Origin of the sequence: Paenibacillus alginolyticus DSM 5050 = NBRC 15375 (assembly GCF_000422905.1) — a bacterium.
GTDB classification, from domain to species: domain Bacteria; phylum Bacillota; class Bacilli; order Paenibacillales; family NBRC-103111; genus Paenibacillus_E; species Paenibacillus_E alginolyticus.
The window spans coordinates 78759-100667 of sequence record NZ_AUGY01000011.1; the positions used below are offsets into that span (position 1 = coordinate 78759).

Consider the following 21909-nt stretch of genomic DNA (forward strand, 5'->3'; position numbering starts at 1 on the left):
TGAGATGAAAATTAACATTTAGGAGGTTGTTCCATATGCAAGCACGAGTATACACACCTGCCATGCAGGGAATTGGTGAATTTGACGGTGGGAAAATCAAAGAACAAAAGCCGATTGGCTTTTCAGGCGAAGGATCAGTTATCAAGCGAGTGGGTCCCTTATTTTATTGGGCATGGGCCACTTCAAGCAGCGAAGCCATGATCGGCCTGCATCCTCATCAAGGCTTTGAGATTATGACTTATGTGGTTGAAGGCAGTGCTTTTCATGGGGATACCTTGGGTACGAACAGCACAGTGGGAGCAGGCGGGGCGCAGGTCATGCAAACAGGCTCTGGCGTAAGTCATCAAGAAAAGCTAAGTGCCAATGCGGAGCTTTTTCAAATATGGTTTGAGCCTGAATTGACGGAAGCGATGCGGAGAAAGCCAACCTATCGCCAGTATGAGCATGAAGAATTTCCACAAATAAGCCACGAAGCAGGGTATAAAGTGAAAACGGTAATTGGTGTAGATGCTCCTATACAGTTGGTTGCTGATATTGAAATGTGGGATGTTGAAGTAAATAGCGGCGCTCATTATCAACATAAGATTGATGCCGGCTATACATTAACGGCTTTAGCAATTCGCGGGCAGGGAACATGGGGTGAGACTGGGGCATCGAAACAACCTGTACAGTTTCATCACAAAGATTTCATCCTTGCAGCAGCTGAATCAGAGACAGAGGTAACAATTACGAACACGGATGAAGAGGTAATGCGGCTGATTCTCATCAAGGTTCCAACAACGGTGGCTTATCCACTTTATCGTAAAAGATAATTGTGGCTTTCGCTTCACGTCAAATATCTTTATTGCTAAACCTGAAGGGATTGCAGAGATGGTCGTCTTATCCTCTTCAGCAGCAAATACACAACGAGGCTGCCGCGGAAACGTTTGACGGCCTCGTTGAACTGTAAAGATTTGATCATTGCTCAATTGCCCTACTCATACGTATGGTGGGATCTACCTGGCTGCCGTTTTAATTACCAATCGCATAGTGCAATTGAACGACGCCGCTGCCGAGTGATTTGAAGTTCAACAATTCTACTTCCTTGTATTGGTACTTCTCCGTGTCAATCAATAGATTGAGTCCCTTCCCTTCCAGTACCGGCGCGACATTGAATATGAGCTCGTCAACAAGCCCTTGACCCAGAAAAGCATTGTGAAGGTCCGCCCCCCCCCGAAATGAGGGCGGTTTGATAGCCTTTATCCTGCAGGTAGCTCAAGGCTTCGAGCGGCGAGCCGACAACCGTCACACCGGGAATTTCTTTCACGCTTGCCGATACGATGACGATATCCATGCCGGCAAAAGCACCCCCGCCTCCGCTCGCCTGCATCCCTTCAAACGTGCGTCTTCCGACAATGAAATTACCAGCTGCTTGAGCATGTGCCGCAAAATCGCCGAGTGCTTCCTTTTTTGGGGGATTATTCGGACTCGATTGCGCGTAGTTACCATTGCCTGTTAGTGTTGCCCATAGAATTGTTTTCATTGGATAGCCTCCTAATAGTCGATGAAAATAAATGATGATTATAGTTCAGCCTAGCTTTCTTGATTGCCGCGATGTCCGTTCTAGGACTCTGCGGATGGATGCGACCACCCGGTCCGGCCGATCTTCCTGCACGTAGTGGGAGGCATCGTCTAACGATTCGGTTTCGTTCAATTTCAAATAACCTTGCCATTTAGCCATCTCTTCGGGTGGAAAACCCGCGCTATCCTTCATCCCCCACAGAATCTGTGCTGGTAAATTGGATAGAACCGGCAGTTTCGCTTCGATTTCCGCGAGCCACGGACGCGCTTTTCGGATCTGTCTTGGGAATACCCATGTCGGTTTCCGGGATTTTGGGGTTGGGAATGGATCGGTGTAGGCCTTTCTCAAGATATCCGTGATTTTCTCGGAATGATAAATCCCATGCGGGACAATCTTCTTGGCGAAGAAGTTTCGTCTTGTCTGCAGCCAATATCCGAAGGGCCATCCGCCCATAGCAAACGAGAAAAGCTTCATCGCAGGAAGCGTAGCCGGCCATGCCCAGGTATTCATCACGACAACTCCGCGCAGGTTCTCACGGTGTCTTACGGCGTAGCCCAATCCAATCGGGCCTCCCCAATCTTGGACTACAAGTACGAAGTCCTTAAGATCCAGTCGTCGGATGAATTCGGTGACTGCCTCAGAATGCTCCTTCGGCGTATAGCCATAATCGGAAGGAGCTCGTGACATTCCGAGTCCCGGGTAATCCAATGCAATCAGACGGCATTCACCGCTTAATTCTTTGATGACGTTCCGGTAAAGATACGACCAGGTGGGGTTTCCGTGTAGAAGAAGAATGACAGGACCCTGCCCCTCGTCAACGTAATGAATCATGCCATCGCGATAAGACATCCAGTGGTCCTTGAACGGATACTCGGATGCATCTACATCAAACGGTCTTTGCATTTTGCCTCCAATCTGCCATAAGTTTCAAGTGGCGTTTAAATCGCATGGAATAGTTGTCTAAATATTCAGATTTTAAATGTGATTCAAAGTCCTGTTAATATCGATTGAGCGCCCTGGTTGCGCGCACCACTCAGGGGTTGCTATCGATATGAAGTAGAATTTTGTGTTTTGGCTCTTCAATAAGACTACAACACTGTGGTATATTTGAAAAGTAGTTACAATAAAGTGCAATAGTTTCAAAAAATGAACTATGGAGGAAACGTCAATGTTGGATCGCTCTTGTATCGAAGCCATTGATCCTTTGCTGGAAATCCTGGATGGTAAGTGGACCCTCCCACTTCTGCTAGAATTGTTTGTCGGCACCAAGCGATTTGGTGAGCTGCGGCGAAAGCTACACCCGATTAGCCCGAAGACGTTAACGGATCGACTGCGGGTGCTGGAGGAGAAGGGGATAATAACGCGCACGCAGTACCCCGGTGTGCCGCTGCACATCGAATATGAGCTAACTGAGCGAGGATGGAATCTGCAGCCTATTTTTGCGGCTATGTGGGCATGGGTTCAGGAAAATGACTTAAGTGGCGAGCGTGGGGCGGAAGAGATGGCATAGATGTGAATGTGACAACTATAGTGGAGGAGCTTGCATCGTGGCAGCTCCTCTTTTGTTTTATTAAAGTAACTATCAGGATAGTACAAGAAGGATATTTCCTAAGATTATTAGAATTAAACCAGTTGGGAAATAAAGATATCCGACGTCTTTGTGCATGAAATGTCGGACGAAAAAGTCACAATTTAAGGGTGAAATTAAAAGCCTTTCCAAGGATATCCTTTCAAATTTCAAATTAAAGGGGACACTGAAATGGAGTACAGAATTGAGAATCTTGATTTCGAATTAAGAATTATAGGGAAAAGTCAGTCTGTTAAAACAAGCAAAGCATTTAAAACGATCCCTACGCTTTGGAACAGTGCAAAAAAAGATGGATCTATGCAAAAGCTAATTGATATGTCATGGGAAAATCCAAAATGTACACTTGAAAGCCTCCTGGGGGTTTGTGGAAAAGAAGCGGCCATAACGGAAGATACATTTGATTACTTTATGGGGGTTCGTTATGATGGGGAATCTCCAAGTGAAATGGAAACTCTTATAATTCCTCCAAGTACATGGGCGGTTTTTCCGAATATTACGGAGGCATGGAAACGTTTATATTCAGAATGGGTTCCAACTTCGGGTTATGAACTGGCTAAATTACCATGTATCGAGTGTTATTACGGACCAAAGCACAAACCAAGGCATGAACTATGGGTTCCAGTCATACCGAAATAATTATTCGCTAAAGGAGCTTTTATCGCAAAAAACGCACCAACTACAAGTTGGTTATCGATCCCTACTTCGCCAAACTCAACGAATGTTTGGTATTCTTTTAGATAGAATGTAATGAACATAGGAGACTAGAATAGATGGATAATAAAAATCTTAATTTAACAGAAGCATGCCCTAATGATCAAAATGCCTGGGCTTCCTCAGATATAATTCATAGTGACCTGCTTGCTACTAAGAATTTCGTCTATAACGTGTGCGGGTTTGATTGCTCTCAACCACTTGAAGAAGCACAAAATGCTGAATATGGGGCCTATTTATTTAATATAAATTCTCTCTCCATAAGATTTCGTGTCGCTAAAATCACTCCTACCAAGGTAGGGCAGTTTGTAACGCTATGGCATAGAATTGGGGATGGAACGATCCACCCATATGACGTATCAGATCCAATCGATTACTTCGTAATTAGTACCCGCCAGGAGACTAACTTTGGCCAATTTGTATTTCCAAAGCATGTTCTATTCAATCAAAATATCGTATCAAATCAAGGTGAAGGCGGTAAACGGGCTATACGAGTGTACCCACCGTGGGACAAGACTATCAGCCTCCAGGCTCAGAAAACTCAGAAATGGCAGTTGGATTATTTCCTGGAGACACCTATAAATGAACCGATAGACAGTGATCGTGCTCGAATGCTTTACGGCCTCGAATCAGAGCGACTGCATAGTGTAACTGAACGACACCACTGCCGAGGGACTTGAAATCAAACAACTCTACCTGCTTATGTCGATATCGGCAAAGGGACCTCCGCCATTCCCCTTCATGGGCTTCAAACGTGCTAATGAAATAAATAGGAATGGAGGCTAAATCATGTAGATTAAAGTAACATTGCCGGATGGAACAATTAGAGGGTATCAACAAGGTACGACTATCGAACAAGTTAATTAGAAAACGGAGGTATTATGATATCATTTATTGATACTAAAGAACTCATTACTACAGTCGAAGAGCTTAGATCGCTTATTGGCTACCCAAGCGAACTTGTTCAACACAAGGTCATTTCTCATATCGATGAACATTGCAGGGACTTTATAGCCAAATCACCTTTCATAGTTATATCAACCTCTGATTCTACAGGCAGATGTGACGTATCTCCCAGAGGTGATTCGGCTGGTTTTATCCGGGTAGTTGATGATAAGCACATTGTAATCCCTGAACGACCAGGAAATAAAAGAATGGACTCCTTAAGCAATATAATTTCCAATCCAGAAATAGGTCTAGTTTTTCTAATTCCAGGGCTTGGAGAAACACTGCGAATAAATGGGCGTGCATTTGTAACTAAAGATAGTGAATTGTTAAATACGATGGCTGTGAATGGAAAAATACCCTTACTAGGTATTGTGGTTGCCATTGAGGAATGTTTTCTTCACTGCGCAAAAGCATTTAGACGATCAAGATTGTGGGAGCCTGAATCTTGGTTGAATAAAGATGAATTACCGTCAGCTGCAAAGATACTATCATCTCATGTAAAACTTGAGGGAGTAACCGCTGAGCTAATTGCTGAAAGATTAGAAGAAGGCTATTCAAAGAGACTTTATTAGTCATAGATCATGATAATTTTATAAGTTCTAAGCAGAGAATATTGAATTTAATATCCCGGCCCCTTTGATATGATGATGACAAGAACAACAACAAAGATAAATGAAAGGGGCATTTACATTTTGAAAAAACTAAGTCAAACAGTAGTAAGCGCTATCGTAGTCGGTGGTTTATTGGCGGGATGTTCAACGCAAAGTGACGGTGGAAATACGTCGTCAGCAGTACCCAGCCAAACGGATAATGCGGTTAAAAAAGAAGAGAAAGTCAAGTTGACGTTCTGGAGAAACTCGGGGAATGATACGGAGAATGCAGCCTATGACAAGCTTGTAGCTTCCTTCATGCAAAAGTATCCGAACATTTCAGTTGAAATGACACCGATTCCGTACTCCGATTATGACACGAAATTAAGAGTATCCATTGCTTCGGGCAGCCCGCCGGATATTATGGCGCTAGATGCTCCTACGGTCGGTTCGTATGCAAATGCCGGTGCTCTGAAGCCGTTGACCACATACTTCAAAACGGACGGGAATATCGATGATGTTCCTAAATCAACACTTGCGACCTACACGTATCAAAATGAAATCTACATGGCGCCATTAACGGAATCTTCGATTGCCATGTTCTATAACAAAAAGATGTTTCAAGCGAAGGGCATTCCGCTTCCTTCCAAAAATCCGGATGAGCCGTGGACATGGGATCAGGTGCTCGATGCTGCAAAGAAAATCAATGATCCAGCGAGTGGCATCTTTGGTATAGACCCTGCACAGGGCTTCGGGAACGCGGGAGCTACAGCCTACTTCAAGTATCCGATCATCTGGCAGCTTGGCGGAGAAATTATGAGTCCTGACGGTAAAACGTCGAAAGGCTTTTTGGATTCTCCTCAAACGAAGAAAGCCATTCAATTCTTCTCGGACTTGTATAACAAAGATAAAGTATCTGCTCTGGAGTATCCGCCGGATCCATTCCCGAACGGCAAACTGGGCATTACGATTGATGGTTCCTGGTCACTGGCGAATCTGAAAGAGAAATTCCCGAATTTCAAGCTTGGCGAAGACTATGACATTGCTCCTCTGCCAAAAGGAACTGCACAAGCCGTAGCAAATGGCAGCTGGGCGCTCGGTATTTCAGCCAAAAGCAAACATCCCGATGAAGCGTGGAAGTTTGTCAATTGGGTAACTGGGCATGATGGACAAAAGACATATGCCGGCATGACTAAGGACATCCCGTCCCGTTACTCGGCAGCGAAGGATTTCCCTGAATTGAATGAGTATCCGAAGAACATCTTCGTCATTCAAAATCAGAAGTACGGCAGACCGCGCCCGATTACGCCGATCTTCCCGCAAATGTCCGATGCTGTGAATAAAATGTTTGAAGATGTCACCATCGGCAAACGGAATATTGACGCATCCATTGCTGAAGCGATCACGACGATCGATAAGGCTTATGCGGATGTGCAGGCGCAGCAGAAAAAGTAGGTTTTTGAAGTTCATAGAGACGAATCATTTCGATGATCGTCTCTTTGTCGTTGTTTCCCTAGAAGGTTGACGTGTATGATTAAGGTGTGATGACTGGATAAGAAACGGGGGATTTCATGTTTTTTTCATTGAGGAGCCGTCTGATGGCTGTTTTCTCTATATTGCTAATCCTCCCTTTTGCTGCACTCGCTTATATTCTTAGTGAGGAAGCGACGAAAACGATTAAAGCGTCGATTGAATCTTCAACCGCTCAAACCATCGAACAATTTGCTTCGCATGTCGTGACTCTGCTTACTCAGGTTGAAGATACGGGCAATCAGGTTGTGAGCAGCCGAACGACGCAGGAATGGCTTACGGTTCATTTGAATCCCGATAATACAATTCAAGAGCGAGTGCTTACGAAGCAGAGATTACGGGAGTATTTTTCTTCGTATGCCGTTAACAACTCTAATGGCATTTCGATCAGCGCTTTTGCTGAGGATGCCGGGGGATTGTGGACGCAAGATAGAAGCTATAAAAATAGCGAGTGGTTTACGGCATTTATGACAGAGGGGAAGCGCTGGACGACAGCGCATAAAGATATCGATCAATCAGACGAATTCATGAGAGCAAGATCGATTAACAGCTTTCTTTTTCCACTGGTGCAGCTGCAGTCGTTAAAGAATGTCGGGTTCATTAAAGTCAATTACCCCACAACTTTGCTTCGAAATGCGATTGAGAAGATTCGGGTTGGGAAGACGGGGAAAGTGATTTTGCTAACGAGCGAAGGCAATAGTGTACTGGATCAAGATATTTCAGAGGATCGGGACATTCTAAGGAGTGGTCTTGAGCAAATCGATAAACGATTCGAAGGGGAGATTAGCGGGATTTTCCCAATTGAGGATAAAGGGAGTACGAATCTGCTCTTTTTTCGCAAATTACCTGCTCAAAATTGGACCATTGTAGGCACCGTTCCAGAAGGTGAATTATATGAGAAGATCACTCATATCAGGCAAACTATGCTTTTGGTTACTGCCCTTTTGCTTATTCTCGCTATGCTGGCGGCCTTCTGGTTGTCTGCAGGCATTACCAAACCGCTTAGTGTGATGGGCAAAGCGATGAAGCATGTGCAGCGCGGCGAATTTAATCAGGCTCTGCATGTGATGCCGAAAGTCCGGGAAGGGCATAGTGAAGTGGACTATGTGACGGGGGTTTTCGAGCAAATGACGCACAGGTTGAGATATTTGATCGAAACCGAGTTCGAAACGAATCTCCGCCGAAAGAATGCCGAATATAAGGCGCTGCTGCTGCAAATTAACCCGCATTTTTATAATAATACGCTTGAAATCATTAGCGGTCTCGCTGCCATGAAGCGGGAAGACCTAGTGATGGACGCCACCGAGGCTTTAGGCAAAATGATGAGGTATTCGCTGAACCTGAACAGTGATTTGGTCCGAGTAGCCGAGGAAATGAGCTATATTCGTGATTATCTGTTCATTCTCCATTTGAGACATGAAGCTCGGTTACAAGTCGTGATAGAGGAAGATCCGGCTGCTAAGGATTTCATGATTGCCAAGTTTATTATTCAACCCCTGGTGGAAAATGCAGTGAAGTATAGTCTGGAGAAGGACGGCGTCGCACAGGTCACGCTGCGTACACAGGTGTTAGACGATAGATTGTTGATCTGTGTCAAAGATAATGGGATCGGCATGTCCCCCGAATTGGTTCAAGATTTACTGACAGAGATTAAAACGGGTGATTCAGTTGCCATTCTCAGCAGCGAGGGGCAAAGCATCGGGCTTCGCAATGTTTTATCAAGATGCAGGTTGAATTATGGGGAGCAATTTCACTTAGGCTTACATTCCAGGTTGGGCGAGGGGACCGAAATGACCTTGTACCTTCCTCTGCTAAGGAGCTGACAACATAGATGTACAGAATCATGCTGATTGATGACGAAGTCGGCGTACGTAACAGTATTAAAGCCAAAATTGATTGGCAATCCGCCGGATTCGAAATTGAATTAGAAGCAGCTAATGGTCTGGAGGCCATGCAGCTTCTTACTGAGCAGCCGCTGCCCGATGTTGTGATTACGGATGTCCGAATGCCGCAAATGGACGGTATAGCTTTCATCAAAGCTAGTAAGGAGAAGTTCCCTCATCTTCGTATCATCGTGCTTTCGGGCTATTCGGATTTTGAATATATGAAGGCAGCCATCCAGTTGGGGGTGAAAGATTATTTGCTAAAGCCTGTCGTGCGCAGCGAATTAACGGCACTCCTAGCCAAACTGTCCGAAGAATTGGAAGATGACCGCAATCGAATACGCGAACAAGACCAAGAGGAAATGAAGAATCATCAACAGCTTCACCTCATGCAGGAGCAATTAATTTGGCAGCTGGTGAAGGATGAATGGTTTAGTGTATCCACCGTGAAAGAACGGATGCAGCAATTACAGCTGTCTTCTTTGACCATAGATGATGTACATGCGCAGTTTGTGACGGTGGAGATGAGAATTCCGCAAGGCCGCTTGGACGATTGGAGTGAGCGGAAAGACTTACTCTACCTGGCATTCCAGATGATTTGCCGGGAGTCTGCCGAAAATTGGGAGCAGGTGTATCCCTTTTATCCTATTAGTCATCCTGCCATGATGCATTTCCTGATCCTTATTCAAGATCCTGCGCAGCATAGTCGTTTCATGGAGGACTTCGTTCGCAAGCTCAAGCGGAATATCAAAAGCTACCTGAGAGTGGAGAGTGTAGTCGGCATAGGTGAGTCTATCAACGGACTGAGGCAGTTGAAGGATGGTTATGCATCGAGCATGCTGGCTTGGAGCCAAAGCACGATCCAATCAGACAAGGCTGAGCCGAACCGAAATATGCTGGCATTGACACATGCGTTTTCGCCGGAAGTAGAGAGAAAGCTGATGCAAACCATTGAAAGCCTGGATATGCCTGCATTCACTAAGCAGCTGCATACCATTTTCTCCGCTGATCGAGACACGCCGATGTTTGTATTTACCTTCTTGACGTTGCGGATTATTTTGCTGTTTAATGCCATAGCCAAGAAGTTCGAACTTGGTGATGCCTCGCTGCAAAGCTATCTATGGAACTGTCAGATGACGGTGAGAGACTATTCCTCAAGGGAGCAAGTGTTGGAGCAGCTTCATGAAATGGCACAATTGGTGATGAACGAAGTGAGGAAAACGAGATTCTCCAGCGGCCAGCAGATGATCGAAGCGATTCGCAACTATGTAGATGAGAATTTCTCCTACGAGCTTACGCTAGCTTCACTTGCGGACATGTTTCATCTAAATGAAACCTACTTGTCCGGATTGTTTAAGACGAGCGTTGGCGTTACTTTTAGTGATTATGTCACGAAATTACGTCTAAGTAAGGCCGCGGTGCTGCTGGAAGAAAATGAGCTGAAGCTAACGGATATTGCTACGCTGGTTGGCTACTCCAGTTCAAGTTACTTTAGCACAGCTTTTAAAAAGTATTATGGTAAAGGACCGAAGGAGTATCGGGAAGAGCTACTAAGTAAGAAAGTGTAGCAGCTAAAAAATGCAGATTTGAAATGGGCTGTTCCAAAAGGTCAATTCGACCATGAGGGCAGTCCTATTTCCATTTGTCGCATGAAGGAAAAGCTAGCTACTGGGAGAAATAAGAGTCTTTGGGAGTTTCTATTTGCGTGAAAAGTGGCTATAGGAGTGGAATAAGAGCCTTTATTAGGGGCTCTTATTTGTCGTTGATAGGGTAGAAAACTAGCTACTTGGAAGTGTTTAACTAATGCCAAATAAAATTGAAAGGCAACTCCCGATGATTTTGAAATCTTTCTTCGTGCGGACTCGGTACAATTATCATACAGAAAATGATGGTGACATGCACAAGGAGGAAGTATGCGGAAGAAATTAGGGTTATGGGCGGTTGGTGCTGCCACGGTTGTACTTCTAGGATTGGGGGTGGCGGTTCTGGTTAAATGGGATGGCAGATCGTCGGATGCAGCAGATAGCTCAGCTTTTACGTATGCGAGTGATCCGAATTATTATACAGAAAAGTTCCGTCCGCAGTATCACTTATCACCAGAATCCGGCAATATGAGTGATCCGAACGGGATGGTCTATTTCGAAGGTGAGTATCACCAATTTTATCAAAACAGTGGCCAATGGGGACATGCGGTAAGTAAGGATCTCATCCACTGGGAGCATCTCCCGGTAGCTCTGGCTCGGGATTCCTTGGGAGAGATATGGTCAGGGAGCGCTGTGGTAGATAAAAAGGATACGAGTGGATTTTTTGGCGGCAAAGCGGGCTTGGTCGCGATTTTTACCCATTTCAAAGGCGGTGTTCAGTCGCAAAGTATTGCCTACAGCGCGGATAAAGGCCGGACATGGACCAAATATGAAGGAAATCCGGTGATTCCGAATCCGGGCTTGAAGGATTTTCGAGATCCGAAGGTCATCTGGCATGCGCCTACCCGTTCTTGGGTGATGGTAGTGTCTGTGGATAACCGTGTTCGTTTCTATTCATCGCCCGACCTGAAATCATGGAAAATGACCAGCGAGTTCGGAAGCGATCAAGGCTCGCACGCGGCCGTATGGGAATGCCCGGACTTGTTCGAGCTACCAGTTGAGGGCTCCAAAGCGAAAAAGTGGGTGCTAGCGGTAAGTATCGGCAGCAACGATACGACGAAGGGTTCCACTGCGCAATACTTCGTCGGTACGTTCGACGGGCGAACGTTCAAGAATGATAATAAGCCATCGGATGTGCTATGGACGGATTACGGTAAAGATTTCTATGCCGCTGTATCCTATTCGGATATTCCAGCCAAAGATGGACGCCGCATCTGGCTGGGGTGGATGTCAAATTGGCGTTATCCGTTCGCGATGCCGACGGGCAGCTGGAAGGGAAACATGTCCATTCCCCGCGAGCTTAGGCTAAGGAATATCCCTGATCAAGGATTGCGGCTGATTCAGGAGCCAATTAAGGAACTTCAGACTTTGCGAGGTAAGGAAGTTATTGTCTCCAAGCAGGCGTTATCTGCAGGACATAATCCGTTCGACGCCATTAAAGGAACATCCTATGAGTTGGTTACCGAACTATCTGTTCAGCCGAATGCGAAATTAGCATTCAAGCTTAGAAAAGGAAGCGACCAAGAAACGAGCGTCAGTTACGATGCCAAAACGGAGGAGCTGACGGTAGATCGAACACGCTCCGGCATCACCTCGTTCGAGAAGGGCTTCGCTGAGAAAGTTTCAGCGCCGCTGAAGCTGAAGGACGGCAAGCTCAAGCTCCGATTTTTCGTAGATGAATCTAGTCTTGAGGTATTTGGGAACGATGGCGAGGCTGTTGTTTCCAGCCTGATTTTTCCTGATCCGACGAGTAACCGATTGGAGTTAACTGCCTTGGAAGGCAGCGCCATGCTGGACAATGCTCACTTTTATCCGATGCAGACGGTATGGCGGAATGAGGATGTGAATGCTGCCAAGCCGCAGCGGATTGTGTTAAGTAAGAGCACGCTCGATGTGCCAGTGAATAGCAGTCAGCAGGTCGAAGCTTCGGTCATTCCATTAAGCGCTCCGCAGCTATTGAAATGGCAGTCTAGCAGCGAGGCGATAGCTACAGTTTCAGCGGTTGATGGCGGAGCTGTGGTGAAGGGCGTTCAGGCCGGACAGGCGGAGATCAAAGCGATCAGCCCAGATGGCGGCGTGGTTTCGAGCTTCAAGGTTTTTGTCTACGACGGAAAATAAAGAAGTGGAATGGAGAGATAGACCATGGATACAGCGATACAAACAGCGGTAGAAACCAAAATAAAATCTCGAAGCTTCCGAATGCATGAGCAAGCAACCGCATTCTGGTTTATTTTCCCGGCGATAGCCTTATTGCTTGTCTTCGTGTTCTACCCAATGCTGCAAGCCTTCATCATCAGCTTTAAAAACTATTCGTTGGTTGGCGCAGGCGATGTATTTGTCGGAATGGATAATTATGTTCATCTAATGAAAGACCGCGCTTTCTTTAACAGTCTGAAGCATTCGTTTTATTTTGCTATCATTGTGATTCCAATTCAAACGAGCATCGCTCTGGGGTTAGCGTTATTGATCCAAAAGAAAACAGCGGCGGCAGGTTTGTTCCGAACACTCTATTTTATCCCTGTTATTATTTCGACTGCGGTGGCTGCCACGGTTTTTAAGTTAATTTACAATAAAGAGTTTGGGCTTTTGAACAGTGTTCTCAAGGCTCTGCACCTGCCTGTTACAAGCTTTCTATCTGATCCGGACACGGCGATGAATGGCATTATTGTACTCGGGATCTGGAAAGGCGCCGGATTTTTCATGATCATCTTCCTGGCAGGTCTGAACAATATTTCCCCTGATCTGTACGAAGCTGCCAGAGTGGATGGCGCATCTAGGATTCAGCAGTTTTTCAAAATTACGCTTCCGCTATTGAATCGGACCATGGCCTTTGTTGTCATTATGACCACGATAGATGCGATTAAGCTGTCAGGGCTCGTCTTTGTATTGACTAATGGAGGGCCGAACAGCTCGACGGAAACTGTTGTTTTCTACATTTATAAGCAGGCTTTCACGCAAATGAGAATGGGGTATGCGACAGCGGCGGCTTTTGTACTCTTTGCGATCGTGCTAGCCATTTCACTTATCCAAATGAAGCTGTTTAACAAAGACACTGATTAGAGAGGAGAGACTTTGAGCACGCTCAAAGATCCCAAAAAGGAGAGACTTTGAGCTCCACTCAAAGATCCCTATATTATCCCACAAAGTGAAGCTAAGCTCTGAAGTATATTCCGTCCGCATCGAGTCAAGACTCGATCGGCGTCTAAACTCACCACTTAAAGCGGTCATTCTTCCCGAATTACTTCGATAAGAGTTTAGACATTACTTTGCGGGGGCCCCAAATAAATATTAGGAGGAATCGCCATGAAGAGGGTAACCAGCATCGTAAGATTGATCATCATGATTGTGATCGCTTTGATTTCTGTCGCTCCGATCCTATGGATGGTCGCCGGCTCATTTCGTCCATACCAGGAGCTTTTTAAATATACGTCTCTGAATATTCATCTGCTGATCCCTGTGGAGTGGACGGGACGTAATTTTCATAATGTCATTTTCAATGCTCGCAATCCGTTCCTTCGTTATATCTGGAATACATTGCTCGTGGCTTCGATCGTCACCGCGCTTGTGCTTATTATTAACTCGATGGCAGCTTTTGCGTTTGCTAAACTCAGGTTTCGCTTTAAAACTTTCGTTTTCGCACTGTTTATGTCGGCGATGATTATACCGGGTGAAGTTACTCTCGTACCAAACTACTTGCTCATGCATGATCTAGGCTGGCTTAATTCTTATAAAGCGCTGATCGTACCTTCGATGTTGTCCGTGTTCGGCATCTTTATGCTGAGGCAATTTTTCGCAGAGGTTCCGAACGAAATGATGGAAGCGGCACGCATAGATGGAGCTAGCTTACCGCGCACATTCGTATCCATCGTGCTTCCGGCGGCAGTTCCCGCATTAATTACACTCGGTCTGATGACGTTCCTAGGCAACTGGGATTCCTATCTCTGGCCGCTTATTGTGATCAATGATCAAAAGATGCAAATGATTCAAGTGGGTATTTCCACGTTTTCCTCTAACGAAGGGACGGATTGGTCCAAAGTATTAGCGGCGAACACGCTATCGACAGTGCCGATTCTGCTGCTGTTCTTGTTCTTGCAGCGTTACTATATCCAGGGTATCACGATGTCAGGTATTAAGGGTTGATCCAAGGAGTTAGCATAGTGAGGAGAAAGGAAGCTTAAGATGAACTATGATGCAGTTGCGCTAGGGGAGTACTTAATTGATTTTACACCTCAAGGTTTATCAGACGCCGGACAGCCTGTGTTTGAGCGCAATCCGGGAGGAGCTCCCGTGAACGTTGTGGCCGCTATGGCTAAGCTTGGCATGAAGACCGGGTTCATTGGGAAGGTAGGCAATGACCCCTTTGGTAGGTATTTACGGCAAGCTTTGCTGCAGCAAGGTGTGTCAGATAGCGGGCTTGTCGCGTCTGACGAGGCTCATACGACAATGGCCTTCATACATTTGGATTCGCATGGAGAGAGATCCTTTCATTTCTCACGAAAGCCCGGTGCAGATCAACTGTTGCGAGAGGATGAGGTGAATCTGGCTATGCTGGAGGGAACGCGGGTTTTTCACTTTGGATCGATCTCGATGACAGCGGATCCCTCCTATACGGCTACGATTAAGTCTGTGCAGAAAGCCAAGGAGAAAGGTGCGCTCATTTCTTATGATCCCAACTGGCGCCCTTCTTTGTGGGAGGACGAACAGCATGCTAGGGAAGCTATTCAAGCAGGCTTAAACCTCGCTGATCTCGTGAAAGTATCCGAAGAAGAGGTCATCTTCCTCACAGGGCAGGGGGACATAGAGATTGCGTCGAAACAGTTGATGGAGCGGTATTCCATTCAATTGCTATTAGTAACCGCTGGATCTATAGGCTCATTTTATCGGATGAACGATTGGTGGGGGAAGGTGGACAGCTATTCGGTTCATACCGTTGATACCACGGGTGCAGGGGATGGCTTTCTCGGAGCTTTTCTATACCAAGTGTTAATGTTGGGAAAACCTTTACAGGTCTGGAGCGAAGATGAACTATGCAGTGCTCTGAGATTTGCGAATGCAGCGGGTGCTTTGGCGACGACTCGGAAAGGTGCCATTCCTTCCCTTGGTACAATTGAAGAAATTGGAGCATTAATGCGATCCGGGAATGTGTGATAGAAGTTTAGGAATGAGGGGGAAATAGGATGAGTCATCAAGGTGACAAGGAACGGAATAAGGTTCACGAGGAACAAGTAGTTCTAGCCAATACGGCGTTGGAGCAAGATTCAGCAGCAACAGCAGTGGCAGAGGACAACTTCAGACTTTACTATCATTTGATGCCTCCCGCAGGCTGGATGAATGATCCGAATGGCCTGATTTATTTTAATCAAGAATATCATGTATTTTATCAGCACTATCCTTATGAGCCCAAATGGGGACCGATGCACTGGGGACATGCTAAAAGTAAAGACTTGGTAAACTGGGAGCATCTGCCCGTAGCGTTGGCGCCATCAGAAAATTACGATATGGGAGAAACCGGTGGATACGGTTGCTGGTCGGGCAGTGCCGTGGACGATAACGGCGTGTTGACGTTGATCTACACGGGGCATGTCGATGGACGCACACCCACTGAGGTTCAGTGCATTGCGACAAGCACAGATGGGGTTACCTTTAACAAAGCAGCGAATAACCCGGTTATTGCTTGCGCGCCAGAGGAAGGCGGCTTCGGATTTAGGGATCCAAAGGTTTGGCAGCATGCAGGTGTATGGTACATGGTTATTGGATACGGGAAAGACGGATTGGGCAAAGCGCTGTTGTATAAGTCTTCTGATCTGCGGGATTGGAGCTATATCGGGGTCGCTGCTGAAAGCGATGGCACGATGGGGGATATGTGGGAGTGCCCGGATTTGTTTCCGCTGGGGAACGGAAATGACCACGTGCTGGTGATTTCCCCAATGAATATGGGAACGACCAAGACGATGTATCTAATTGGCAAGCTTAGCTATGAGAGCGGCGTTTTCGACTACCGCTACGCAGAGCGGCTGGACTATGGCTTCGATTTCTATGCGCCGCAAACGTTCGTGGACGGGCAGGGAAGGCGTATTCTCATTGGCTGGATGAATATTTGGGGCGCTCAAATGCCGGAGCAGGAGCATGGCTGGATGGGGGCTTTTACATTGCCTCGGGAGCTGACACTTTCAGAGGACGGAACGCTGCGGATAGAGCCTGTGGCGGAATTGAAAGCCATGCGCGGGACTCATCACCGTGTCAGTAATCTGTCCATCAGTGCAGATACGGAAGTACCTTTGCCGGAAATTCATGGGGATGCGCTTGAACTTATCGCCGTTTTTAACACGGATCTTTCAGCTGGTGATGCTGAGTTCGGTTTGCTGCTTCGCTGTTCAGAGGATGGTTCCGAGTACACGGAAGTGAGCTATTCGACTGCTGATCGTAAGCTTAGAATGGATCGCAGTCACTCCGGTGCAGGCGAAGCGGGTGTGAGCGAAGTGCAGTTGACTCCTCTAGAGGATGGCCGCATAAAGCTGCAGATATTTATTGATCGCTCTTCTGTCGAGATATTTGCTAATAACGGGCTGAAAACCGTAACGAACCGCATTTACCCAAAACCTGACAGTCTGGGAATCAAGCTGTTTGCCAGGAATGGAGAAGTATCTCTGGAAAGCTTGGACGCTTGGAAGTTAATAACGGAAGGATAGCAGGTCATCGAGTGAAAGATTTGGTGCGTTGCAAGCACCACGACGGCGTCTTTAGGAGAACGACTAATGTGAATACTGCTTGCGGAAACGCAGAGGCGAGATGCCGGTATACTGTTTAAAGCAGTTGGAGAAGTAGGGGGCGTATTGGAACCCGACGTGTTCGGCGATTTGCCCGACCGGCCAATCCGTTTTGATCAGCAGCAGCTTCGCTTGTTCCAGTCGATATTCGTGCAGATATTCCATCGGAGTACAGCGGTAGATCTCTTTCATACACCTAACAACATAGTTCGGGTGATAATGAAGAGCCTCAGCAAGAGATTCATTCGTCACGTCAGCCTGATAGTGCTGCCTAAGGTAAGCTTCCGCTTTCTCTGCGAGCTTTAAAGCAGGGGAGGCGTCGCTTCCACTATACCCTTCTTCTAATAGACGCAGCAGTTCCATGAACAGCTGCTGCTCGTTCCAAAAGGTCGCCGAGCGATGCTGGTCTGACGACACGAGCATTTTGCGGAGGTGGCACTCGGCAAGGGTAAACTCCGGCGGCGAAGCATATTGCCGAATCCGAATCGTATAGGGGTTTGCCCATGCGTGCTGGACCGGGTAGGCTGGGTTGGCAGCATTGTCCGCTGCAAGAAGCCAACTCCCTTTAAAGTCGAAGTGATTCCAATAGAAAACGGTCTCGGTCTCGCAGGGCTTCACCGCATAGTGATAACGGTCGGGCAATAGCAGCAGTGTCTGTCCTTCCGTTACCTCCCACTGCATGTCCTCTTCTCCAATGAATAGCGTCCCTTTGACAACCCAAAGTAGGTCAAAGATGCCGATATTCCGTCGGCTCGGGTGCTGCTCTCCCGGACTTAAGGTCGATAAGCCAGTCGTAATGTAATAGGGTACAGGCGGCAGCTCCATCCAAATGATTCCTGATTCGTTCATACCCGATGCCCTCCCAAATTGCAGTGTGAAATTTTATAAAAAATAGGTTCGTTTTATTCGTAGTTCATTCCTGAATTCAAGAATAAACTGGATGAGAGCGATAATCAAATGTTATATAAATCACGTACAGCTCTAGGAGGAAATGCATATGGGGATTTCAACGAGTATGCGGCAAAGTGGAAGGCGTGTACGCATACAGGACGGATTTTGGAACCAGTTTACAGAGCTGGTGCGGGGGACGGTTATTCCCTATCAATGGGAAGCGCTTAACGATCGGATTCCAGATGCCGAGCCGAGCTATGCGATCCGTAATTTCCGGATTGCAGCTGGGATGGAAGAAGGCGAATTCGGGGGGCTGGTTTTCCAAGACAGCGATTTGGCGAAGTGGATTGAAGCGGTCGGATACTCGCTTGCAAGCCAACCTGACCCCGAGCTGGAGCGAACCACGGACGAGTTGATTGAGCTAATTGCCAAGGCCCAACACGCGAATGGTTATCTGAACACGTATTACTCGATCAAAGAACCGGGCAACGAGTGGACGAATCTTCATGAAGCGCACGAGCTCTACTGTGCAGGCCATATGATGGAGGCAGCGGTTGCGTATTACGAAGCCACGGGAAAACGGAGACTGCTTGATGTCGTGTGCAAATTTGCTGATTATATCGACACCGTATTTGGTCGCGAGCCAGGCAAACTGAGAGGCTATGACGGCCATCAGGAGATAGAGCTGGCGCTAGTGAAGCTGTATCAAGCGACGGGTGAGGAGCGTTATTTGAAGTTGGCGCAATTCTTCATCGATGAGCGCGGTCAATCGCCGAACTTTTTGATTGAGGAATGCAAGCAAAGAGGCGGGTACAGTCATTGGGCCAAGAAGGAACTGCCGATTCCGACCATTGAACAAATAGCCTATAATCAGGCGCATGTGCCAGTTCGTGAACAGGACGTCGCTCTAGGCCATTCCGTACGGGCGGTTTATATGTATGCGGCGATGGCGGACCTTGCAAGCCTGACAGATGACCGGGAGCTGCTCGAGGCGTGCCGTCGATTGTGGGATAACACGACGAAGCGGCAGATGTACATTACAGGCGGTATCGGCTCGACGCATCAAGGCGAGGCGTTTACCTTCGACCACGACTTGCCGAACGATACCGTATATGCTGAGACTTGCGCTTCCATCGGTCTCATCTTCTTCGCTCGCCGTATGCTGCTTCTGGAGGCGAAGAGCGAGTACGCCGACGTCTTAGAGAGGGCGCTGTACAACAATGTTTTAGGCAGTATGTCGCGGGACGGGAAGCATTACTTTTATGTTAATCCACTGGAAGTGTGGCCTAAGGCTTCCTTAAATAACCCGGACCGCAGGCACGTGAAGTCGGTGAGACAGAAGTGGTTTGGCTGCTCCTGCTGCCCGCCGAATGTGGCACGGCTTCTCACTTCTTTGAATGATTATATTTATACTACTTCTGCTGAGGATAACAAAATTTATACGCATCTGTTCATCGGCAGCGAAGCGCAGTTCGAGCTAGCTGTCGGTCAAGTGGCGCTGAAGCAGCAATCGCGTCTTCCTTGGGAAGGTTATGTACGAATTGAATTAACTGCTGTTCCGGACGCCGAATTTACACTTGCGCTGCGTATTCCGTCTTGGTGCTATGGGCAAGCTGTGTTGAAAATTAACGGCATGATTTCGGACTACGATGTTGAGAATGGCTATGCGACCGTAACTAGGCAATGGGCGCAGGGAGACATCGTGGAGTGGGAGCCCGTGCTTGAGGCGCAGTTGATCACTTCGCATCCGGAGATCAGGGCCAATGCAGGCAAAGCTGCTATTGAACGCGGTCCGCTTGTTTATTGTCTGGAGGAAACGGATAACGGCAGCTTGCTTTCGAATTTGTCTCTAGATCGTGAAACGGAGCTGCAGTCGTATTACGACACGGAGCTGCTCGGTGGAGCGGTTGTCATTGAAGCTGCTGGCCATGCCGATGAGCGAGCTTCCTGGCAAGCGAATATGGCGTATCGTCCGCTTGCGCAGCAGCAAGTGTCTGAGCCGGTAAAGCTTAAAGCTGTACCGTATTATTTGTGGGGCAACAGACAGCCGGGCGAAATGTTGGTCTGGATACGTTTTTGAATGATCTTCGAAACGTCTGTTTCGAAATGAATCATGCATAAGCCGGTGATTTCATAATCGGCGATCATGCGAACCGCAGAGGGGGAACGAGGATGCGCTATTTGGACGAAAAACCCCGAAATTAGGATAAAGAGGAACGAGGATGCGTTATTTGGTGGTTTTTGCCTTTGGACCGTTCTATTTTGAGCAAATAGCGTCCTCACGTTCCTCTTATTCGAAATTATGCGCAAAATTTCCGAAATAGAGCATCTACGTTCCGCCAACTAAAGGCCTGATGACTTAGAATGACATCTGTAAGCAGAGACTCTAGAATTAAGTTGCGAAAGCGCTTCAAACTAGAACTTTTAAAACTTTCGGTTCATTTTTCGTTCACCTTTTATTCTACGAATGTCCCAAATACTACACAAAAGCACCTCCAGTTCCACTAACAAAGTGGGAGATGGAGGTGTTTTACATTTTGACTCTTAGTGGGTGCTCGAAAATCATGAGTTGGCACTCGTACTACTTGAAATGATGGAACCCACAGTTTTTTTTGGAATGTCAAATGATTGCCATTGCTGCCAGTAGTCTGTAGAATGTTTAGTAAATATCTGTTTATTTAAATGGCGAAAGAATGTGATAGCATGGTAACGATTAAGGATATAGCCAATAAAGCGCAAGTTTCAAGCGCCACAGTTTCACGCGTTCTTAATAACGACATGACCTTGCAAGTTGCAGAGGAAACCAGGCAGCGAATTATTGAAGTTGCCAAGCAACTGGACTATAGAAAAACGAAATCACGTGCAAATAAGAACCTTGAAATAGAGGCCGAAAAAAAACAAAACATCGGATTAGTCATTTGGGGCTCGGAGCAATTGGAGTCCTCAGATCCTTATTTCATGTTTATTCGCCAAGGGATCGGCAAAGAGTGTGCTAAGCAAGGGATTACCGTCGACAAGGTGATGTTCATGGATGACTTCGATATGAATATTGCAGAGGAGTTGGATGGCTTAATCGTCATCGGCAAAGTACATATAGATTTGCTGAGACAATCGACTCAGATACCGCATATTGTTTCGATAGATTATGTGTTAGATGACGAATACGACTCCGTTATGTTCGATCTGCGAAAAGCGACTAGACATGCTATGGATCACCTTTTTCAGCTTGGTCATCAAAGAATCGGCTACATTGGCGGAATCAGTTATATTCGTACGCTAGAGGGCAAAGTGTATAACATTGATGTACGTCAAAAAGAATACGAAGCGATCATGCGGGAAAAAGGATGGTTCGAACCCGCCCACCTATTTGTGGATGACTGGCGCACAGAGCAGGGCTACCTTTTGATGAAGAAGGCATTAGAATTGGATGATCGGCCAACTGCTTTTTTGATTGGCAGTGACCCAATGGCTATCGCCGCGCTCAAAGCGTTGCAGGAATCGGATATTAAAGTGCCGGATGAGATTGCCATCGTAAGCTTCGATGATATTCCCCTGGCTTCATTCGTTTCGCCTCCTCTTACTACTGTAAGAGTGCTTACGGAAGATATGGGGGTTACGGCTGTGAAGCTGCTGGTTGATCGTTTCAACGGCCGAGATGTTCCTCTCCATGTGACCATTCCAACCAAACTTATTATTCGTGAGAGTTGTGGAACAAAAATAGAATCTTAAAAATAGGAAGAAGCCGTCTACTCAGATCATATAGATTTGAGGGATGGTTTTTTTATTTTATTGAAATT

The 21909-nt window shown here is 46.7% G+C and carries 18 protein-coding genes and 1 pseudogene; 15 read left to right on the forward strand and 4 right to left on the reverse strand.

Annotated elements, in window-relative coordinates; all coding sequences use genetic code 11:
• Positions 1-35 precede the first annotated feature (35 nt).
• Complete coding sequence (locus G519_RS0105580) at positions 36-812, forward strand: pirin family protein (RefSeq protein WP_029193842.1); 777 nt, start codon at positions 36-38, stop codon at positions 810-812.
• Positions 813-1011: 199 nt separating this feature from the next.
• Here the strand turns inward: G519_RS0105580 and G519_RS53245 are convergent, their stop codons facing one another.
• From G519_RS53245 to G519_RS0105590, 3 genes are read right to left on the reverse strand one after another with little or no spacing between them, the layout of a single operon-like run.
• Positions 1012-1242 (reverse strand): dihydrofolate reductase family protein, encoded by a 231-nt coding sequence (locus G519_RS53245; protein ID WP_322786716.1) that lies wholly within the window; start codon positions 1240-1242, stop codon positions 1012-1014.
• Positions 1166-1522 carry a hypothetical protein gene (locus G519_RS41870; protein WP_244280023.1) on the reverse strand — a complete coding sequence of 119 codons (357 nt, stop codon included), beginning with the start codon at positions 1520-1522 and terminating at the stop codon, positions 1166-1168. The genes G519_RS53245 and G519_RS41870 overlap by 77 nt, the downstream gene beginning before the upstream one ends.
• 45 nt (positions 1523-1567) lie before the next feature.
• Entirely contained in the window at positions 1568-2464 is an 897-nt protein-coding gene (locus G519_RS0105590; RefSeq protein ID WP_029193843.1) for an alpha/beta fold hydrolase, read from the reverse strand.
• Between the two features lie 265 nt (positions 2465-2729).
• On the opposite strand from G519_RS0105590, the gene G519_RS41875 reads away from it, so the two are divergent.
• From G519_RS41875 to G519_RS0105650, 12 genes and pseudogenes are all read left to right on the forward strand, one after another.
• Positions 2730-3071, forward strand: a complete 342-nt coding sequence (locus tag G519_RS41875; RefSeq protein ID WP_051253113.1) for a winged helix-turn-helix transcriptional regulator — start codon at positions 2730-2732, stop codon at positions 3069-3071.
• 185 nt (positions 3072-3256) lie between these two features.
• A pseudogene (locus tag G519_RS0105600) lies at positions 3257-3785 on the forward strand (GyrI-like domain-containing protein); the annotation flags it as partial.
• A 134-nt stretch (positions 3786-3919) separates the two neighbouring features.
• A complete protein-coding gene (locus G519_RS0105605) occupies positions 3920-4540 on the forward strand; it encodes a MepB family protein (protein ID WP_029193846.1) in 621 nt (206 codons plus the stop codon).
• A gap of 201 nt (positions 4541-4741) precedes the next feature.
• Complete coding sequence (locus G519_RS0105610) at positions 4742-5380, forward strand: pyridoxamine 5'-phosphate oxidase family protein (RefSeq protein ID WP_036632135.1); 639 nt, start codon at positions 4742-4744, stop codon at positions 5378-5380.
• A gap of 120 nt (positions 5381-5500) precedes the next feature.
• Positions 5501-6853 (forward strand): ABC transporter substrate-binding protein, encoded by a 1353-nt coding sequence (locus G519_RS0105615; RefSeq protein WP_029193848.1) that lies wholly within the window; start codon positions 5501-5503, stop codon positions 6851-6853.
• 143 nt (positions 6854-6996) lie between these two features.
• Complete coding sequence (locus G519_RS0105620; protein WP_244280024.1) at positions 6997-8751, forward strand: sensor histidine kinase; 1755 nt, start codon at positions 6997-6999, stop codon at positions 8749-8751.
• A gap of 8 nt (positions 8752-8759) precedes the next feature.
• Positions 8760-10379: a response regulator transcription factor gene (locus tag G519_RS0105625; RefSeq protein WP_029193850.1), complete on the forward strand. Its 1620-nt coding sequence runs from the start codon at positions 8760-8762 to the stop codon at positions 10377-10379.
• A gap of 345 nt (positions 10380-10724) precedes the next feature.
• Positions 10725-12572, forward strand: coding sequence for a GH32 C-terminal domain-containing protein (locus G519_RS41880; protein WP_051253117.1), 1848 nt, complete (start codon positions 10725-10727; stop codon positions 12570-12572).
• 24 nt (positions 12573-12596) lie between these two features.
• Positions 12597-13514, forward strand: coding sequence for a carbohydrate ABC transporter permease (locus G519_RS0105635; RefSeq protein WP_036632137.1), 918 nt, complete (start codon positions 12597-12599; stop codon positions 13512-13514).
• 243 nt (positions 13515-13757) lie between these two features.
• Entirely contained in the window at positions 13758-14594 is an 837-nt protein-coding gene (locus G519_RS0105640) for a carbohydrate ABC transporter permease (RefSeq protein ID WP_029193852.1), read from the forward strand.
• A gap of 39 nt (positions 14595-14633) precedes the next feature.
• Positions 14634-15602, forward strand: a complete 969-nt coding sequence (locus tag G519_RS0105645; RefSeq protein ID WP_029193853.1) for a carbohydrate kinase family protein — start codon at positions 14634-14636, stop codon at positions 15600-15602.
• Between the two features lie 29 nt (positions 15603-15631).
• A complete protein-coding gene (locus G519_RS0105650; RefSeq protein WP_029193854.1) occupies positions 15632-17143 on the forward strand; it encodes a glycoside hydrolase family 32 protein in 1512 nt (503 codons plus the stop codon).
• A 63-nt stretch (positions 17144-17206) separates the two neighbouring features.
• Here G519_RS0105650 and G519_RS0105655 read toward each other — a convergent pair whose 3' ends face one another.
• Complete coding sequence (locus G519_RS0105655) at positions 17207-18070, reverse strand: helix-turn-helix transcriptional regulator (protein ID WP_029193855.1); 864 nt, start codon at positions 18068-18070, stop codon at positions 17207-17209.
• Between the two features lie 148 nt (positions 18071-18218).
• Here G519_RS0105655 and G519_RS0105660 point away from each other — a divergent pair, with 148 nt between their 5' ends.
• The gene (locus G519_RS0105660; RefSeq protein ID WP_029193856.1) at positions 18219-20192 is read left to right on the forward strand and encodes a glycoside hydrolase family 127 protein; all 1974 of its coding nucleotides are present in this window, start codon (positions 18219-18221) and stop codon (positions 20190-20192) included.
• A 623-nt stretch (positions 20193-20815) separates the two neighbouring features.
• Entirely contained in the window at positions 20816-21841 is a 1026-nt protein-coding gene (locus G519_RS0105665) for a LacI family DNA-binding transcriptional regulator (RefSeq protein ID WP_029193857.1), read from the forward strand.
• Positions 21842-21909 lie beyond the last annotated feature (68 nt).

Excerpts from the sequence above, each read along its gene's own strand:
- G519_RS0105580 (WP_029193842.1), top strand. The coding sequence starts at position 36 with ATGCAAGCACGAGTATACACACCTGCCATGCAGGGAATTGGTGAATTT.
- G519_RS41870 (WP_244280023.1), bottom strand. The coding sequence starts at position 1,522 with ATGAAAACAATTCTATGGGCAACACTAACAGGCAATGGTAACTACGCG.
- G519_RS0105590 (WP_029193843.1), bottom strand. The coding sequence starts at position 2,464 with ATGCAAAGACCGTTTGATGTAGATGCATCCGAGTATCCGTTCAAGGAC.
- G519_RS41875 (WP_051253113.1), top strand. The coding sequence starts at position 2,730 with ATGTTGGATCGCTCTTGTATCGAAGCCATTGATCCTTTGCTGGAAATC.
- G519_RS0105605 (WP_029193846.1), top strand. The coding sequence starts at position 3,920 with ATGGATAATAAAAATCTTAATTTAACAGAAGCATGCCCTAATGATCAA.
- G519_RS0105610 (WP_036632135.1), top strand. The coding sequence starts at position 4,742 with ATGATATCATTTATTGATACTAAAGAACTCATTACTACAGTCGAAGAG.
- G519_RS0105620 (WP_244280024.1), top strand. The coding sequence starts at position 6,997 with ATGGCTGTTTTCTCTATATTGCTAATCCTCCCTTTTGCTGCACTCGCT.
- G519_RS0105625 (WP_029193850.1), top strand. The coding sequence starts at position 8,760 with ATGTACAGAATCATGCTGATTGATGACGAAGTCGGCGTACGTAACAGT.
- G519_RS41880 (WP_051253117.1), top strand. The coding sequence starts at position 10,725 with ATGCGGAAGAAATTAGGGTTATGGGCGGTTGGTGCTGCCACGGTTGTA.
- G519_RS0105635 (WP_036632137.1), top strand. The coding sequence starts at position 12,597 with ATGGATACAGCGATACAAACAGCGGTAGAAACCAAAATAAAATCTCGA.
- G519_RS0105640 (WP_029193852.1), top strand. The coding sequence starts at position 13,758 with ATGAAGAGGGTAACCAGCATCGTAAGATTGATCATCATGATTGTGATC.
- G519_RS0105645 (WP_029193853.1), top strand. The coding sequence starts at position 14,634 with ATGAACTATGATGCAGTTGCGCTAGGGGAGTACTTAATTGATTTTACA.
- G519_RS0105650 (WP_029193854.1), top strand. The coding sequence starts at position 15,632 with ATGAGTCATCAAGGTGACAAGGAACGGAATAAGGTTCACGAGGAACAA.
- G519_RS0105655 (WP_029193855.1), bottom strand. The coding sequence starts at position 18,070 with ATGAACGAATCAGGAATCATTTGGATGGAGCTGCCGCCTGTACCCTAT.
- G519_RS0105660 (WP_029193856.1), top strand. The coding sequence starts at position 18,219 with ATGGGGATTTCAACGAGTATGCGGCAAAGTGGAAGGCGTGTACGCATA.
- G519_RS0105665 (WP_029193857.1), top strand. The coding sequence starts at position 20,816 with ATGGTAACGATTAAGGATATAGCCAATAAAGCGCAAGTTTCAAGCGCC.